This window comes from Chryseobacterium sp. GW821-FHT04C04 (genome assembly GCF_059420365.1).
Genome location: NZ_JBWKTO010000003.1, coordinates 437,539 through 454,602, shown reverse-complemented (window position 1 = coordinate 454,602; position 17,064 = coordinate 437,539). Strand labels below are relative to the sequence as shown.

At 36.4% G+C, this 17,064-nt stretch carries 16 protein-coding genes; 4 read left to right on the top strand and 12 right to left on the bottom strand.

Annotated elements, in window-relative coordinates:
• Positions 1-2 precede the first annotated feature (2 nt).
• Positions 3-770, bottom strand: coding sequence for a rhomboid family intramembrane serine protease (locus AC07UM_RS11890; protein ID WP_236852176.1), 768 nt, complete (start codon positions 768-770; stop codon positions 3-5).
• A gap of 249 nt (positions 771-1,019) precedes the next feature.
• On the opposite strand from AC07UM_RS11890, the gene AC07UM_RS11885 reads away from it, so the two are divergent.
• On the top strand, positions 1,020-1,946 hold the full coding sequence (locus tag AC07UM_RS11885; protein ID WP_494683313.1) for a DUF3078 domain-containing protein: 927 nt from the start codon (positions 1,020-1,022) through the stop codon (positions 1,944-1,946).
• Between the two features lie 227 nt (positions 1,947-2,173).
• On the top strand, positions 2,174-3,097 hold the full coding sequence (locus AC07UM_RS11880) for a DUF3078 domain-containing protein (RefSeq protein WP_494683314.1): 924 nt from the start codon (positions 2,174-2,176) through the stop codon (positions 3,095-3,097).
• A 74-nt stretch (positions 3,098-3,171) separates the two neighbouring features.
• Here AC07UM_RS11880 and sufD read toward each other — a convergent pair whose 3' ends face one another.
• From sufD to AC07UM_RS11860, 4 genes are all read right to left on the bottom strand, one after another.
• Positions 3,172-4,479, bottom strand: coding sequence for a Fe-S cluster assembly protein SufD (sufD, locus tag AC07UM_RS11875; RefSeq protein WP_494683629.1), 1,308 nt, complete (start codon positions 4,477-4,479; stop codon positions 3,172-3,174).
• 165 nt (positions 4,480-4,644) lie between these two features.
• Positions 4,645-5,388: a Fe-S cluster assembly ATPase SufC gene (sufC, locus tag AC07UM_RS11870; protein ID WP_103233703.1), complete on the bottom strand. Its 744-nt coding sequence runs from the start codon at positions 5,386-5,388 to the stop codon at positions 4,645-4,647.
• A gap of 225 nt (positions 5,389-5,613) precedes the next feature.
• Positions 5,614-7,062 (bottom strand): Fe-S cluster assembly protein SufB, encoded by a 1,449-nt coding sequence (sufB, locus tag AC07UM_RS11865; RefSeq protein ID WP_494683315.1) that lies wholly within the window; start codon positions 7,060-7,062, stop codon positions 5,614-5,616.
• An 84-nt stretch (positions 7,063-7,146) separates the two neighbouring features.
• Complete coding sequence (locus tag AC07UM_RS11860; protein ID WP_045491822.1) at positions 7,147-7,476, bottom strand: HesB/IscA family protein; 330 nt, start codon at positions 7,474-7,476, stop codon at positions 7,147-7,149.
• A 213-nt stretch (positions 7,477-7,689) separates the two neighbouring features.
• Between AC07UM_RS11860 and AC07UM_RS11855 the strand changes: the two genes are divergently transcribed.
• Together AC07UM_RS11855 and AC07UM_RS11850 are read left to right on the top strand one after the other, a co-directional pair.
• On the top strand, positions 7,690-8,631 hold the full coding sequence (locus AC07UM_RS11855; protein WP_494683316.1) for a GLPGLI family protein: 942 nt from the start codon (positions 7,690-7,692) through the stop codon (positions 8,629-8,631).
• A 12-nt stretch (positions 8,632-8,643) separates the two neighbouring features.
• On the top strand, positions 8,644-9,504 hold the full coding sequence (locus AC07UM_RS11850) for a GLPGLI family protein (RefSeq protein ID WP_494683317.1): 861 nt from the start codon (positions 8,644-8,646) through the stop codon (positions 9,502-9,504).
• A 64-nt stretch (positions 9,505-9,568) separates the two neighbouring features.
• Here the strand turns inward: AC07UM_RS11850 and ypfJ are convergent, their stop codons facing one another.
• The 7 genes from ypfJ to AC07UM_RS11815 form a co-directional block, all read right to left on the bottom strand.
• Positions 9,569-10,432 carry a KPN_02809 family neutral zinc metallopeptidase gene (gene ypfJ, locus AC07UM_RS11845; RefSeq protein WP_494683318.1) on the bottom strand — a complete coding sequence of 288 codons (864 nt, stop codon included), beginning with the start codon at positions 10,430-10,432 and terminating at the stop codon, positions 9,569-9,571.
• Between the two features lie 66 nt (positions 10,433-10,498).
• Complete coding sequence (locus AC07UM_RS11840) at positions 10,499-12,577, bottom strand: LTA synthase family protein (protein ID WP_494683319.1); 2,079 nt, start codon at positions 12,575-12,577, stop codon at positions 10,499-10,501.
• Positions 12,578-12,745: 168 nt separating this feature from the next.
• Positions 12,746-13,264: a 6,7-dimethyl-8-ribityllumazine synthase gene (ribH, locus tag AC07UM_RS11835; protein ID WP_103233698.1), complete on the bottom strand. Its 519-nt coding sequence runs from the start codon at positions 13,262-13,264 to the stop codon at positions 12,746-12,748.
• A gap of 3 nt (positions 13,265-13,267) precedes the next feature.
• Positions 13,268-13,975 carry a YfgM family protein gene (locus AC07UM_RS11830; RefSeq protein WP_494683320.1) on the bottom strand — a complete coding sequence of 236 codons (708 nt, stop codon included), beginning with the start codon at positions 13,973-13,975 and terminating at the stop codon, positions 13,268-13,270.
• Between the two features lie 214 nt (positions 13,976-14,189).
• On the bottom strand, positions 14,190-14,726 hold the full coding sequence (locus AC07UM_RS11825; protein WP_494683321.1) for an adenine phosphoribosyltransferase: 537 nt from the start codon (positions 14,724-14,726) through the stop codon (positions 14,190-14,192).
• Complete coding sequence (locus AC07UM_RS11820; RefSeq protein ID WP_494683322.1) at positions 14,727-15,929, bottom strand: hypothetical protein; 1,203 nt, start codon at positions 15,927-15,929, stop codon at positions 14,727-14,729.
• Between the two features lie 101 nt (positions 15,930-16,030).
• On the bottom strand, positions 16,031-17,047 hold the full coding sequence (locus tag AC07UM_RS11815) for a hypothetical protein (RefSeq protein WP_494683323.1): 1,017 nt from the start codon (positions 17,045-17,047) through the stop codon (positions 16,031-16,033).
• Positions 17,048-17,064: the final 17 nt, after the last annotated feature.

The window sequence follows — 17,064 nt, the reverse complement described above, 5'->3', positions numbered from 1 at the left end:
CTTTATCTTTTTCTTAATTCATCCAAATGATCCCAGATATCATCTCTTTTCTTGTAAGGAAGCTCCATAAAGTCTTCCGGGTGATTTTCCTTGTATTCTTGCCACAGTTTATCATCCTTTTCATTATAATAATTAGGGAATTCCCAAATGAATTTTTTCTTCTTTTCCCCAACATTTTTAAAAGCAAATGCAATGATACTTCCCACTACCGCTCCAGAAAGATGGGCCTGCCATGAAATCTTGCTCGGTTCCTGCATATTATAGAACAATTCTTCCGGAAGCATTCCCCATACTAGACTTCCATAATACAAAACCACAAGCATTGAAATGGTCAGAAGTTTTGTATTCCATTTGAATACGCCGCTGAAAAAGAGGAAAAATGCAAGAACATATACCACACCACTGGCTCCGATAGTACAAGTGTACATATATTCTCCGGTGAGAATGTCAATAGGAGGAAGAAGCCATACCAAAAGTCCTGTTGCCAGCCAGCCGATAATGAAAACCTTGTTGGCGACTAAAGGATAGAACTGATAGAGCAGAAACATCAATGCCGCTATCGGGATTGAATTTCCTATAATATGATCAATATTTCCGTGTAAAAGGGGAGATGTAACTATACCCAGCAATCCTTCTGGCAAAAGCGGAATGATGGCTCCAAAACAGCTTTGAAAAAAGCCCTGCATTTGTAAAAAATACCCGAACCACATCGCAGATAGCATCAACAATGGGTATATAACCGCTTTTTTGGAAATTACATTTTTAAACATGAGGATTTTACGTCAAATCAAAAGCCAATGATAAATTTCGGAAAATTTGTCGATGAATATGGATCTATCAAACTGATTTTAAGACAAAAGGTATCAAATTATTTTTCAAACTTATTATTTTGGCATTGATTTTATAGAAATATAGGGTTGAGAAGTAATTCAACGGTAATGAAATTGGATTCTTTAAAGGAGAATTTACCTTTAAAAAAAAATATATTAATATTTTTGTACTGAAAATTATTTAGAGTAATGAAGAAGTTTTTATTGATTCTTTCCATTTTTATGGGAATTTATGCAAGTGCACAAGAAGAATTGAAAAAAGATTCCGTAGTGGTAGACACCGTAAAATACTGGTCGGTTTTAGGAAAAAATACATTAATGATTAACCAGGCTGCCTTTTCAAACTGGGTAGGAGGGGGAGCCAACAACGTGGGATGGCTTGCCGGTATCAATTACAATCTAACCTATGAAAAGGATAATGATCTTTGGGAGAATATTATTATACTGGGCTACGGGCAGAATGATACCAAGGGATTGGGAATAAGAAAAACCCAGGATGTTATCAATGTTTCTACCAATTATGGGCGGAAGTTTTCAAAAAGCTGGTATTTTTCAGGAGGAGCCGGGCTTCAGTCCCAGTTTGCCGCGGGGTATGAAGACGGGAATAATCCTGAAGCAAAGAAAATATCGAATTTTATGGCACCAGGCTATGTGAATGTTGGTATGGGGATCACGTACAGACCTAATGATGATCTTACGGTCACTTTACGTCCTACCAACGCCAGATGGACTTTTGTATTGGATAAAGACCTTCAGACGGCAGGAAGTTATGGTTTGAAAAGCGACGGTGATACTTCCTTATTACAATTCGGTTTTCTGGGAACGGCAATATATAAACTGAAAATAATGGAAGATATCTACTTAACGAATACAGCTTCTGTCTTTTCAAATTATCTTGACCGTCCGGACAGATTGGTTCTTGCGTATGGAGCACTATTGAACCTGAAAGTAAACAAATATATCTCATCCAATGTGACATTAGATTTGTTGTATGATCACAATCAGATAGAAAAAACGCAGCTGAAACAGACCCTTGGAATTGGATTTGCTTACACACTGAATAATGGGGTAAAAAGATCTGATCGCAAAGACAGCCAATGGTGGATAAAAAAATAATATACAATCATATTTCAATAGAAAAAAACACTTCAGAAATGAGGTGTTTTTTGCTTTTAAAGTACTGTGGTTTTAAGTAGGTTTAAGTTCATAATGGATATAGGTTATCTTTAAATGAGTTGTTTTCATGAGGTTATGAGACTGAAATTATTTATGTTAAATTCATTTTAAAGTGAATTTTATTCCGGCGTAAATTATTATTTATACATTTGTAATAAATCAACATTATGAAAAAACTTTTATTGATCAGTTCCATTTCTTTTGGAGCGATAGCTTTGGCGCAAGAAACTAAAACAGATGCTTCGGCAGCAGACACCGTTAAAGCCTGGTCTATTCAGGGACAAAACACATTAATGCTCAATCAGGCTGCCTTTTCAAACTGGGTAGGAGGGGGAGCCAACAACGTGGGATGGCTTGCCGGTGTCAATTACAACATGACTTATGAAAAAGGGAAAGATCTTTGGGAAAATATCATTATTCTGGGCTACGGACAGAACAATACCCAGGGAACGGGAGTGAGAAAAACTCAGGACGTCATCAACCTTTCTACAAACTATGGTAGAAAATTTGCTGAAAGCTGGTATTTCTCAGGAGGAGTCGGGCTTCAGACTCAGTTTGCTCCGGGATATGAAGATGGGAATAATCCTGATGCTAAAAAGATTTCCAATTTCATGGCTCCGGGATATTTAAATGTGGGTGCAGGGGTTACCTACCGTCCTAATGATAATTTGACGGTGACTTTACGTCCGGCCAATGCAAGATGGACTTTCGTCTTAGATAAGGATCTTCAAACCGCAGGAACGTATGGTCTTAAAAATAATGGGGATTCATCACTTTTCCAGTTCGGTTTCCTTGGGACAGCCATCTATAAGATCAAAATCATGGAGAATATAAACCTGACCAATACAGCGTCTGTATTTTCAAATTATCTGGATCATCCGGATAGATTGGTGTTAGCTTATGGAGCGATCTTAAATATGAAGATCAATAAATATATTTCATCCAATATTACCCTGGATCTGCTATATGATCATAACCAGATATGGAAAACACAGTTGAAGCAGACATTAGGTGTTGGTTTAGCCTATAATTTCGATAACGGTAAGAAACGTTCAGATAATAAAGATAACCAAGGCTGGTTAAAGAAATAAAGCGGAAATAAACCCGTTAAAACGATAAAAGCACTTCTTTTGAAGTGCTTTTATGTATCAATATATATAAAGTTTTAAAATTCTATATCTACTCCTAGTTTCTCAGCCAATAGCTTTGAAATTTTCTCTTTTAGAGGCTCTATATCAATATTCTGCATGGCATCATTTGCGAAAGCATATAAAAGCAATGCCTGAGCTTCTTTTTTAGAGATTCCTCTTGCTCTCAGGTAGAATAAAGCATCTTTATTCAGCTGACCTACGGTACATCCGTGAGAACATTTTACATCATCTGCAAAGATCTCCAACTGAGGTTTTGTATCGATGCTTGCCCCTTCACTTAGCAATACGTTGTTGTTTTGCTGATATGCGTTTGTTTTCTGAGCAATTTTATCTACAAAAACTTTTCCGTTGAAAACTCCGTGGGCATTACCATCGAAGATTCCTTTGTAGTTCTGGTAACTTTCACAGTTCGGGAAGTTATGGTGAACCGCTGTATGGTGGTCTACCAACTGATCTTTCCCGATGATGGTGATTCCGTTCATGAATGAATTGATGTTTGATCCATTATGAATAAAATCCAGATTGTTTCTTACCAGTTTACCCCCGAAAGAGAATGTATTTACAGTCGTTAAGCTGTCTTTCTCCTGTTTTGCGAAAGTATTATCAATAAGATAAGTTGTATTGTTGTCATTTTGAAGCTTATGCCAATCTGCTTTTGCGTTTGGATAGGTAAAGATCTCCGTTACAGAGTTTGTCAATACATACGTGCTGTCAAAATTATGGTGGCTTTCAATCACTTCTACTTTTGCTCCTTCTTCTACGATCAATAGGTTTCTTGTATTGTAGAATGTATTTTCCTCTTGATTTTGAGAGATATAAAAAACGTGGATTGGCTTTTCAATCACTACATTTTTCGGAACCTTAAGAAAGAAACCGTATTTGCAGTAAGCAAGGTTTAAGTTGGTAAAAGCCTGGTCTTTAGAAGCTGCCGTGTTGAAATATTTTTCAAAAACCTCTTTATGCTTCTCGTCGTTCAATGCGTAGTTGAATGAAAGAAACTCTACATTTTCAATAGAAACTTTTGAAAGTTCCTTGTGAAGTTTACCGTTTACAAAAACAATCCAATCAAAATTTTCCTCTCCAAGGTGCAATTCATCAAACTGCTCTTTAGTGATATTGTGGCTCTCTTTCGGGAAGAAGTTATAGCTTTTTTCCGTGATCTCCTTTAGATTGGTATATTTATATTCTTCGTCTTTTTTTGTTGGAACGCCAATGTTTGCAAATCTTTGAAGAGCCGCTTTTCTTTCATCATCCAGAAACCTGTGACGAAGACTCTCCAAAAATTCATTATGGTTCTCTATAATTTGTTCTTTTAATGCCATTACTGGTATATCTGTGGTTTGCACCATTTTTTCTTTTTATTTTGAATTAAAATATTGTTATTCCAAACAATGTGGAACCCAATTTTTAATATTAGAGATTCTTCATTTTGTTACGTCTCATGAATAATCGCAGAAAACTTTAATCTCTGAAATAATATATTCTTCTTAGTTAAGAAGCCAGTCGTACCCTTTTTCTTCAAGTTCTAATGCTAAAGACTTATCACCCGTTTTGATGATTTTTCCGTTAGCTAAAACGTGAACGAAGTCAGGCTGAATATAGTTAAGCAATCTCTGATAGTGAGTAATCAAAAGAACTGCATTTCCTTCATTTTTAAAGTGGTTTACCCCATCTGCAACGATTCTTAGTGCATCGATGTCCAATCCGGAATCGGTTTCATCAAGAATAGCCAATTTAGGATTCAGCATCATCATCTGAAAAATCTCATTTCTTTTCTTTTCACCTCCTGAGAATCCCTCGTTCAATGATCTTGAAAGGAAATCTTTTTTGATACCCAACTTTTCAGATTTTTCACGGATCAATGCAAGCATTTCTTTTGCAGGCATCTCTGTCAATCCGTTTGCTTTTCTCGTCTCGTTTAAAGCAGCTTTGATAAAGTTCGTTACAGAAACTCCCGGAATTTCCACTGGATACTGGAAAGAAAGGAAAATCCCTTTGTGAGCTCTATCTTCAGGAGCGTCTTCGCTGATATCTTCTCCTTGGAAAAGAATTTCTCCACCCGTTACTTCGTAATCATCTTTTCCAGCGATGACAGAAGAAAGGGTAGACTTACCAGCTCCGTTTGGTCCCATGATAGCGTGAACTTCGCCCGGCTTTATTTCAAGATTAATACCTTTTAATATTTCTGCGCCATCTTCAATTTTGGCGTGAAGGTCTTTAATTTGTAACATTCTTGCTAACTTTTGCTTTTATAATTGTGTGAGCTTCTCCTGTATATACATTATGTCCTTATTTGGAAATTTCTCCAACAGACGGATAGAAGCTTTTTATATTTTATGTTTGTAATAATCTTCTGTGAAGATTAGAACTTATATTTCCGTTTGATCCAATAAAAACGCTGAAAACCTTGCCATTATATCAGTTAGTTTTTATCTGAGAGATCCTTTTTGAAGGATTTATCCTACTGAACCTTCTAAAGAAATTTCTAATAATTTCTGAGCTTCAATAGCAAATTCCATCGGAAGTTTATTTAAAACTTCTTTACTGAATCCATTTACAATCAGAGCAATAGCTCTTTCTGTGTCAATCCCTCTCTGGTTACAGTAGAAAATCTGGTCTTCCCCAATTTTTGAAGTCGTTGCTTCGTGCTCTAACTGTGCAGTAGGATCTTTGATTTCAATATAAGGGAAAGTGTGTGCTCCACATTCATTACCCATCAATAGAGAGTCACACTGGGAGAAGTTTCTTGCTCCTTTTGCAGAAGGCATTACTTTTACCAATCCTCTGTATGAGTTTTGAGATTTTCCGGCAGAAATACCTTTTGAAATGATTGTTGATCTGGTATTTTTACCAATGTGAATCATTTTTGTTCCTGTATCAGCATACTGGTGATTGTTGGTTACCGCAATAGAGTAAAACTCTCCAATTGCATTGTCCCCTTTAAGGATACAAGACGGATACTTCCATGTTACTGCAGAACCCGTTTCAACCTGCGTCCATGAGATTTTTGCATTTCTTTCACAAAGACCTCTTTTCGTTACAAAGTTGAATACTCCTCCTTTACCTTCTTCATTACCAGGATACCAGTTTTGAACAGTTGAGTATTTAATTTCAGCATCATCCATCGCGATCAGTTCTACAACTGCTGCGTGAAGCTGGTTTTCATCTCTTGATGGTGCTGTACATCCTTCAAGATAAGAAACGTAGCTTCCTTCATCTGCAATCACAAGAGTTCTTTCAAACTGTCCTGTTCCTGCCTGGTTGATACGGAAATAAGTAGAAAGCTCCATAGGGCATTTTACCCCTTTAGGAATATAGCAGAAACTTCCGTCAGAGAATACTGCGGAATTCAATGCTGCATAAAAATTATCTCCTCTAGGAACTACTTTTCCCAGATATTTTCTTACTAAATCTGGGTGGTTCTTAATCGCTTCAGAAATTGAACAGAAAATAATTCCTTTTTCTGCCAATGTATCCTGGAAAGTAGTTTTCACAGAAACTGAATCTATTACAATATCTACAGCGACCCCAGAAAGTCTTTTTTGCTCTTCAATATTGATCCCTAATTTGGCAAAAGTTGCCAGTAATTCAGGATCAACTTCGTCTAAACTTTCCAGTTCAGGCTTTGCCTTTGGAGCAGCATAGTAACGGATTGCCTGGAAATCTGGTTTTTGATATTTGATATTTGCCCAAGTAGGCTCTACCATTTTCAGCCAGATTTTGAAAGATTCCAGTCGCCATTCAGTCATCCATTCCGGCTCTTCTTTTTTAGCAGAAATTGCACGGACGATATCCTCATTCAAACCAATTGGGAAGTCTTCATAATCTATCTTCGTTTCCCAACCGAATTCATATTTTTTATTTTCTAGATCGACTCTTAAATCGTCTTCTGTATATTTACTCATTATTTTTTTTTAGATTTCAGATTTTAGATTTCAGAATTCAGAAGTTACTCTGAGATCTGAAATCTAGGATCTAATGTCTTTTCACTAAAGACTAAATGATTCCCCACATCCACATGTTCTGGATGCATTCGGGTTGTTAAAGACAAACCCCTTTCCGTTCAATCCTCCTGAATACTCAAGAGTTGTTCCTGCTAGATAAAGGATGGATTTTTTATCTATAATAATTTTGATGTTATTATCTTCAAAAATCTGATCTGCGTCTGTTTTTTGGTTATCAAACTTTAAAACATACTCTAAACCAGAGCATCCGCCGCTTTTCACCCCTACTCTTATATAATCTTCAGCAGGGTTAAAACCATCTTCCGTCATCAACTGGATGGCTTTCTCCTTTGCATAGTCTGATACTTTTATCATTGTATTTATTTAGAATGATTTAATGATGCAAAAATACGAACTAATTTCCGCAATCTCAAATCGAAGATGTCTATTTTAATGATTATGATATTAATAGCGATCTTGGAGGGAATATTTATGTTAAAAAATAGATAAAATTGTTATCCTTATGTGAAGATTTTATTTCTAATTTTAACCTTGAATCGTATTTTCGATCTATAAATAAAATTGGTAATGAAACAAAAAATAACTGTTTTTTTTGTGCTGTTCTTCACCGCAGTGTCTTATGGACAAACGACAAGATTTGTATATGAAACCCTGGTAAACCCAGATTCAATCAATCTTGTAAGCATGAAAAGTGAAAGAACTTTTCTGGATATTAAAGGAGACCACTCTTTATTTATCAGTGAAAATAAATTGAAAAGAGATTCTCTTTTTGCTTCTTTAAGGTCAGAAATGAAGGAAACTCATAAAAAAGAGGAAAAAGATTTTTCAAAATTGGAAGGAGGTAAAAATCATGAACCTACTTTCTTTGAATATTTTATTACTAAAAGTGTTCCGGATCAGAAAGTATATTACTATGAAAAGGCGGCCGGAAAACAAATTTATTATCAGGAAGACAGACCCATACAATGGGAAATGTCCAATATTGTTGAGAAGCAAAACGGATATTCTGCTCAAAAGGCAGTCACAGAGTTTGGCGGCAGAGTATGGACAGCATGGTTTACAAAAGAGATTCCTTTTTCTGACGGACCATACAAATTTTCAGGATTACCTGGATTGATTGTAAAACTGGAAGATGACAAAGGAGACTATAAATTTGATCTTGTTAAAAAAATGATCGTTAAAAATGCTTTTGAAGAACAGATAAACGCTGATGCAAAACAGAGTACAAGAGTTAATTTCCATGGAGATAAAGCTGCGCTGGAGATGGAGTTTGGTAAAAACAGAAAATCGATGGCCGGAAATAATGGAGGAGGAAATATGAATCTTGAAGGAGGAAGACACGGCGGCGGTATGAATGGAGGAGGAATGAGAGGTGGAGGCCACGGAGGTGGCGGAATGCATAGAGGAATGGGCGGGGAAAGCCAAAGTTTTCCTACACAACAGAATTCATCTATAGAAAGTTACTCCTTTACGGGGAGTATGGTCCAGAATCCAATTGAATTAAAATAAAGAAAAATATAAATGAAAAAATTAGGTATTATCGCATTGGCACTCTTCATTCAGAATGTTTCTGCACAGACAAATAGGTTTGTGTATCAGGTGACTATGAAACCGGATGCAGAAAACAAAACAGATATCAAAACAGAAAATGCATATCTGGATATTTCTTCCGAAAAATCTGTATTTTATTCTGAAAACAGAATTAAAAGAGACTCTATCATGCAAAAAGCATTTCAGGGAGGAGGGGGAAGAGGAAGCATCAACAGAGATCAGATGGAAGGCTTGAGAACGAATATCAACTATTCTATAGAAAAGGATAAAAAGAACCAAAAGACGTATTTTAAAGACCGAATTGGGCGTGATGTTTATTCGTATGAAGAAGACAGACCTTTGAACTGGAAAATTGAGTCTGAGACAAGAAAAATAGGAGAATATAAAGTTCAGAAAGCTGAAGCAGACTTTGGCGGTAGGAAATGGACTGCATGGTTTACCACTGATCTTCCTTATCAGGATGGACCTTATAAGTTTGGAGGTCTTCCGGGATTGATTGTAAAAGTAGAAGATGACAAAGGAGAATATTCTTTTGATTTAATGAAGAATTACAAAATCGCTGAATTTCCTACTTTGAATCAGTTTGGAAATACTTTAAAAGTAAAAAGAGCAGATTATTTAAAACAACAGCAAAAATTTAAGACTGATCCTATGTCATTCATGAGTCAAGGTGGTGGACAGGGCGGATTTTCTACTACAGTAAGAGTAGGTGGTGGCGGAGGAAGAGGCTCTGGTGGTGGAAACCAGAATCCTGCCGATATGAGAAAGAGAATGGAAGAAAGGGTAAAAGAAGAAGCCAAGAAAAATTCTAATCCAATTGAATTGCAATAAATAAAAAATGCGGCCTTATTTTGAGACCGCATTTTATTTTTTTAATCAGAATGGTTCTGATAAATTATTTTAATAACTGGTTGAAAGTATCACCCTGTCTGATATCACCGGTGTTATAGCCTTTCATAAACCACTCTTTACGTTGTGCAGATGATCCATGAGTGAAGCTTTCCTGGTTAACGTATCCTTGTCCTCTTTTCTGAATATTATCATCTCCTACAGCTTCTGCTGCATCTATTGCAGATTCAATGTCTCCGGGCTCCAGAATATGTTTGCTGTCATTGGTTCTTTTTGCCCAGACTCCGGCATAGAAATCTGCCTGTAATTCTGTAGCAACAGATACTTTGTTCATTTCAGCTTCAGAATATCTTCCGCTTCTTCTTAATGCATCTACCTTTTGTGTTGTTCCTAAAAGAGTCTGCACATGGTGTCCAACTTCATGGGCCAAAACATAAGCTACTGTAAATTCCGTTACTTTAGCCCCGAATTTTTGCTGCAGCTCCCCGAAAAAACTCATATCCATATAGACTTTCTGATCAGCTGGGCAATAGAATGGTCCCATAGCAGACTGAGCTGTACCACATGCTGAAGAGGTCGTATTTTCAAAAAGCACAACCTGAGGATCACTATAAGTCATTCCGTTTTCTTTAAAGATCTGGTCCCAGGTAAGGGTATTCCATTTGGCCATCATATCGACCATTTCTCCAATTTGCTTTTCATTGGCCGTAAGTTCTCTTTTTTCACCGGAATTTCCTGAAGACTGCATACTGCCGGAATTCAGAATGCCGGATGGATCTCCTCCCAAAAAGAATACGATGGCGGCTATAATTAAAGTTCCAAGTCCGCCTCCTACGATCATACCACCACCGCCTCCTCCGGAACCACGGCGGTCATCAACGTTTCCGCCTCTGTCGTCTGTCCATTTCATACTAATAAATTTATGGGTTAATTTAAATATTTTACGCTAAACTATAGCGGTAAAATATTTAAATCTTTATTTGTTAAGTTGTTTCGTTTTAAGCCAATAAGAAGTAGATTGATACGCGGATACGGCATCATTTACCAGTTTTGGATCTTCTGTTTTTAATAATTTCTCGTTGTAATACAGCTTAAATGCTGGAGCAAGATCACTTTTTTCAAGTTCTAAAGAATATTGCTTCACCTTTTTTACCGGTGAGATAATGGTCAATCGTCCATCTTTTATAAATCCAAGATCCTGATAAGTGGCAACATAAGCCTTGGGCTGGAATTCCTGTTTGAAGACATCCTGACCCAAAAATTTAGATTGATAACTGAAGTTTAATAATCCGAAAAGGGTAGGCATGAGGTCTATCTGAGACATCAACGCATCAAACTTTTGAGGCTGAATAAATCCTTCTGAAAAAATCATAGCAGGAATTCTGTATTTATCCATCGGAAGCTCAGTTTTTCCGGCACTCGATGCACAGTGGTCTGCAATGATGACAAAAACGGTGTTTTTATACCAATCCTGTTTCTTGGCCATATCAAAGAATAATTTCAGGGAGTAATCTGTATATTTTACACCTCCTTCACGGGATTTTGCTGTCCCGGGAATATCAATTCTTCCGTCAGGGTAAGTAAAAGGTCTGTGATTGGAAACCGTCATCCAGTGATTGAAAAATGGCTTTCCTGATTTAGCTTCAGCATTCATTACCTGAATCGCCTTTTTAGCCATATCTTCATCAGCAACTCCCCAAACATTGGCAAAACTGATTTCTTCAGGTTTAAAGTTGTTTCTGTCTACAATGCCATAGCCATTTCCACTGAAGAAGTCCTGCATATTGTCAAAATAGCTGTAACCACCATATAAAAATTTAACATCATACCCTTTGGATTTGAAAACGCTCCCCGTTGTGAATTTATTTTTGTTATCATCTCTTTTGATGATACTTTCTCCAGCTGTTGGAGGAATACACAATGTTAAAGCTTCCAGTCCGCGTACCGTTCTGTTTCCGGTAGCATACAGATTGGTGAACATCATTGATTTATCTGCTAGGCTGTCGAGGAATGGAGTGATTTTTTGTGTATTTCCATAATGTTCCATGAAATCTGCAGAAAGACTTTCAATAGAGATCAACACTACATTTTTCTTCATATCGGGCTGCTCAGCAACAATATTTCTTGATAAGGTCTGCTGTGGATATTGGCTTAGGAAATTTTTTTCTGCCTGCTGCTGGTTGATCTGTGAATAAAACTGAAAGTAATCCAGCTCATTATGAGTAAAGGCCCAATAGAATTTTGGGATTCCGTTGGCTTCAATTTCATCTGCAAAAACATTATCAGATTTAATCTGCATTAGAGAGGGTATTGCCAGCAAACTAAGAGCACCAAGTACCATAAAACTTCCCAAAAGAACCATTTTTTGTTTAAAATCCGGAAGTTCCAGCAGTTCATCCTTTGTTCTTCTATAAATAAACCATGTGATGGTAAGGGTAACGATCATGATGCCAGAAAACAATGGAATAACAGGATAGCTTTCCATGATATTTCCAATGACTTCATTTGTATAAATAAGGTAGTCTACTGCAATGAAATTATAGCGTACTCCAAATTCATTGTAAAAGAAGTATTCACTTACCCCGTTGAAAATAATCAGGAGAACATATAACAATAATGTTATGAAATAGAGTGTGTTGCGTATTTTGATCCTTTGTGTAGGAAGGAAAAGCATTATTCCAAAGAAAAAAGTCTTTATTCCTACAAAAACAAGGGCTACTTCCGTTACAGAACCTCCATATTGCTTGAAAATATTGTTGGGAATAAGCCAGATATAGAGAAAAAATAAAACGAGCGCTCCAAAAATAAGGTAGCCGTAAGGCTTTTTATATTTTGAATTAGAAAGGAAGAGAAAGTATAGGGCGAGAATGGAACTGGCGAGAATGAAAACGAAAATATCATTCACCAGACCTATCAGCAAAACCTTTACAATTTCGAAAAATCCAAAACTAGCTGTTGTAATAGGATGAAAAAAGAATACTGTTCTTATTATCAATGAAATAATAAGATAGAAAACTCCTAAATATAGGAACGGCTTTATTTTTTTTAAAAACATGTATTGACTGTCTATATTAGTTTCACAAAGATAGTTTTTGTACAGAACTTTTGATGGAAAAAAACAAAAACATCCTGTTTATTAGGAAGATTTTAGATTTACAATTATCCCAATAAAAAAGGACTATTAAAAAATAGTCCCTGTGTGTTGGTTAAGGTTGATTTTCGGTTAAGAATGTCCGAAACCGATATTTCCTTTTTTATCAGATAATTTCTTTTTGAAATCAATCATTCTTAGAGCTGTTACAGCTGCTTCTACTCCTTTATTTCCAAGATCACCACCGCTTCTTGCGATAGATTGTTCTTTTGTATCATCTGTCAATACACAGAAAATAGTAGGAGTATCAGTCATGATGTTGCAGTCTTTGATTCCCTGTGCTACTGCAGAACATACATAATCGAAATGAGGCGTTTCTCCACGGATTACACATCCGATAGAGATTACTGCGTCATATTTTCTCTCTTTGCATAGCTGCATGCTTGCATAGTTTAATTCAAAAGCTCCGGGAACAGGGAAAAGTTTGATGTTTTCAGGTTTTACGCCTTCTTTTTCAAGAATTTCCAAAGCTGCATCACGAAGATTGTACGTTACAAAATCATTCCACTCAGAAAAAACAATGCCGATAGAAAATTCTTCGGCATTAGTTATATGAAGTGGCTTGTAATCCGAAAGATTAACTGTTGCCATTTTTTAGTAATATTTAGTCATTTCAATATAAGAATCAGACATTCCGTTGTCGTAGTCCTGATATTTCTCGTCAATTGCAGAGAAGTATTTTTTAGCTTCTGCATTTTTCTTTAATCCTAAAGCAACAATACCTGCTTTTCTTGTGAAGTAGTAGGTTGTGTAAGGATCGTCAGAAGCTGATGCTGCTTTGTCTAGTAAAGCTAAAGCTTCATCGTTTTTGTTAAGACCTGATTTTGCATCTGCCATAGCTCCGAATTTCATGGCTACTAATGTTTTGTTGTCAGATGAAAACTTGTCTAAAAGATCATAAGCTTCCTGATATTTTCCTTCTTTGAATTTTAATAAACCAGCGTTGTAAGAAGAAAGTTTACCGATTTCAGTTGAAGAATATTCATTAGCTGTACCTATAAAACCTGGGTTAGCTGCAGATTTTCCTCCCAAAGCGTCTTTATCTTTACCTTCAGCAAGGCTTTTTTGAGCAGAAAGGAAACTTTTCACAGCCTCAGTGTTCTTCGGAGCAACTACAAATTGCTTGTAAGCAAAGAATCCTAAAACTCCCAAAATCAATACTCCAAATACAAAACCTAGTGGCTTTGAATATTTTTCAACAAATTTTTCAGTGTTTAAAGCTTCTCTATCAAGGTCTTTAAAGAACTCAACTGTTTCTTTACCTTCTTGCTCGTTCTGAGCACTCTTTCCCAATTTTGCCATAAGTTTTTAAAAATTGAAATGCAAATTTAATTGTTTCTGAGAGATTTACAAAATACTTTGTGAGTATTATTGATGAAATTTTGTGAATTGTTAATCGTGAATGATGAATTTATTAAAAAAAGGAGCTTCGACAAGCTCAGCATGGCACTTCTAATCTCACAGTAAATGATTAGCGTTGTCATGCTGAGCTTGTCGAAGCATATATGTTTTAAATTTAATATCCTAAAATGTGATAGATCTCTGCATCAAATTTTTTCAGTTTTTCATCCCCATTCAAACCTTTTAAGCCAATAAGGAAGCTGAATTGGGAAACCGTAGCGCCTTGTTTTTCTACCAATTTTGCCGCCGCTTCAGTCGTTCCTCCTGTTGCTAAAAGATCGTCGTGAATCAAAACTCTTTGTCCGGGTTTTATTTGTCCTTCACGCGTTTCGATAATAGCGCTTCCATATTCCAGGTCATATTTTTCTGAAATGACTGGGGGGGGAAGTTTTCCTGCTTTTCTGATGAGGATGAACGGGACTTCCAATGCTACAGCAATGGCGATCCCAAACAAATAACCACGGCTTTCTATTCCGCAGACTGCATCTACTTTTCCTTTACTGAAGGCAACAAGATCTGCGATAACATCTTCGTAAAGTTTGGGGTCTAAAAAGATGGGCGAGATATCCTTGAACTGTATTCCCGGAATCGGAAAATCAGGGATATTTTCAATTGTTTCTTCTAATTTTTTGATGAGTTCTGCTGAAGCCATTTATTGATTGATTTTATAGCTGGAAATTTTCCAGTCTCCGTTTACATTTTTAAGCCCGAAAGTTACTTTTAAAGAAGTCGTCTTACCGCTTTTATCCGTTACATCATAAGTGGCGTTTACACTGGCCCCGTTTGCAGTGGCTCCGTTTGTTGTAATATTTTTCACACTTACATTTTTCACAGATCCGAAACCTGAAGTAGGATTTGAGAAAGACTCATAACTTCCCCAGCTTGGATTACTGGCTGTTTCATAAGCTGCTTTCAAGTTCTGTGAACTTACATTGTTCAAAAATTTATTTACTGTATTTTTAGGATCAGCAGTTGGCTGTTTTGGAGCAGCTGAAGCTGCTGGAGTCGTTGCTGCTGGATCTGTAGTGGTTCCTGGAGTAGCTGATGGATTATTGGGATCTATCACAGCACTTGGTTGTTCCGGTACAGCAGTTGTATCAGTTTTAGGAATTGCAGGAACTTTCAGAGCGGCTGCATTTACATCAAGTCCGATTTTTGACATTTTGAAAGTCTTGGCAGTTGTTTTTACAGAAACCGTGATATCAATTTTGTTGTCTACTACTTTTGCTGCAGGAATAGAGGAGAACTTTAAGTTGAATCCTTTAAAATTATTATCCTGCATCAGGTTCTTTGCCGTAGCAAGTCTTACTCCATTACTGAAGACTTCCAATGTAGCTTCCAGACCTGCTCCGGTGAAGGCAACAGGCTTTCCAGCCGCATCCACAAGTCTTGGAACGATCTGAATTGCCGTAGCTGCTCCAGATCCGTCATCTCCTGTAGGGGTTGTAATAAGGGTTAATGAGCCAGCCTTAACGTCATTAGGATCGCTTTCTTTGGCTTTATCATCTCCGAAGATATTCATTTCTCCAAGAGATGGTGGGGCAGTACTTGCCCATTCTATTCCGTTTTTCTGTGCAACCTCGTCTGCAAGTGCCATTACTTCAGGAACTTTTTTCCCGTTGATCAGTTTTCCAAGTGCTTTTAGCTCATTAATATCACCATCAGCTTCTACGCCAAATGTCTTAAGGATATAAAGAGCTTCATTAAACTTAATCTGCTTAATGGTAGGTAAACTGGAAGTCATATCATTGATACTTGACTGCAGTGTTTTAGTATTCGTAGCATCTACATGATCTTTCTTACATGCTGTAAAAAGCAACAGACTGAAAACAAGTAGAAAAGAAAACTTTTTCATTTTTATTTGGTTTGTTGCAAATTTAATAAAACCTTTATTAATACTGGATTTTATTTTTTACTTTATGTTTTCAAGTTGATTTTATATTAATTTAGAGCGCTTTATTGTTTTTTAGGCTGCTCTTTTAGCTCTCCTTTGAAAAAGCTGCTGAAAATAGTCTGCATATTGGGGAATGAAGGATCTTGCCAGTAGGATATTTTGTAATTGCTGTTGTCTTTATCAAATTTTACTTTCTCAACATCATTGTCATTGCTGAAGCTAAGCTCTGTAGGATAAAAATTATTATACAGCATGATCTGGTTGTAATCTGGTTCGCTTTTGTGTTTCAGTTTTACAAAAGCCAATTCATTATATTCCAGGAAATCTTTTAATGTTTTTTCTGATCCTTTTTCGAAAGACATATTCAGGATGGTTCTGATATCATAGAATCGAAATCCGAATAGCGAAAATTCTTTTTCCTGAAGCGCTGCATCAGTTACCTCGATCTGATCTTTACGTTCGCCTTTTAATTCTTTAATGGTATTTCTTTTTGTTTTATAGTCTTCGGGATTTCCTACATTTTTAAGTTTTGGGAGCTGCAGAGAATTGCCATAATCCCATGAAGAAGTCTCTTTTTTCTCATTTTTAGAATCTGTAAGCCTGAAAACTCTGTATTGTTCAACATTGGTGCTTTTCAGTTTTTTGGATTTATTATCAAAAATGTAGGTTACAATTCCGTCAGTATAACTATTCAGCTTATTGTTTACTGTTACATAGGCGTTAAAGTTTCCTTTGATGAGAATGTATTTAGCTGGTTTATTATTTTTGATAACCACGGTTTCAATTTCCTTTACCTGATCATTGATTTTAATGATGGGCTGATCAAAGTCTGAATAGGATAATGTGGCCACTGGAAAATTATTATAAACAAGCTGGAATTTTTCCTGAGCCGGAGATAATGTCTGTTTATCAATTTTTCCGTCGATATCAGAAAAAGCGAGTATGCTTCCATCTCTTCCAAACACCGAAACTCTTGGAAGGGGCTGATTGTTTTTTTCAGAAACGAAAGTGATCGTCTGAGCCTGGATCAAGCCGAACAGGAATATGAATAGCGAGTAAAGGAAAAATTTTGTTTTCATAATAAGAATTTGGTTTA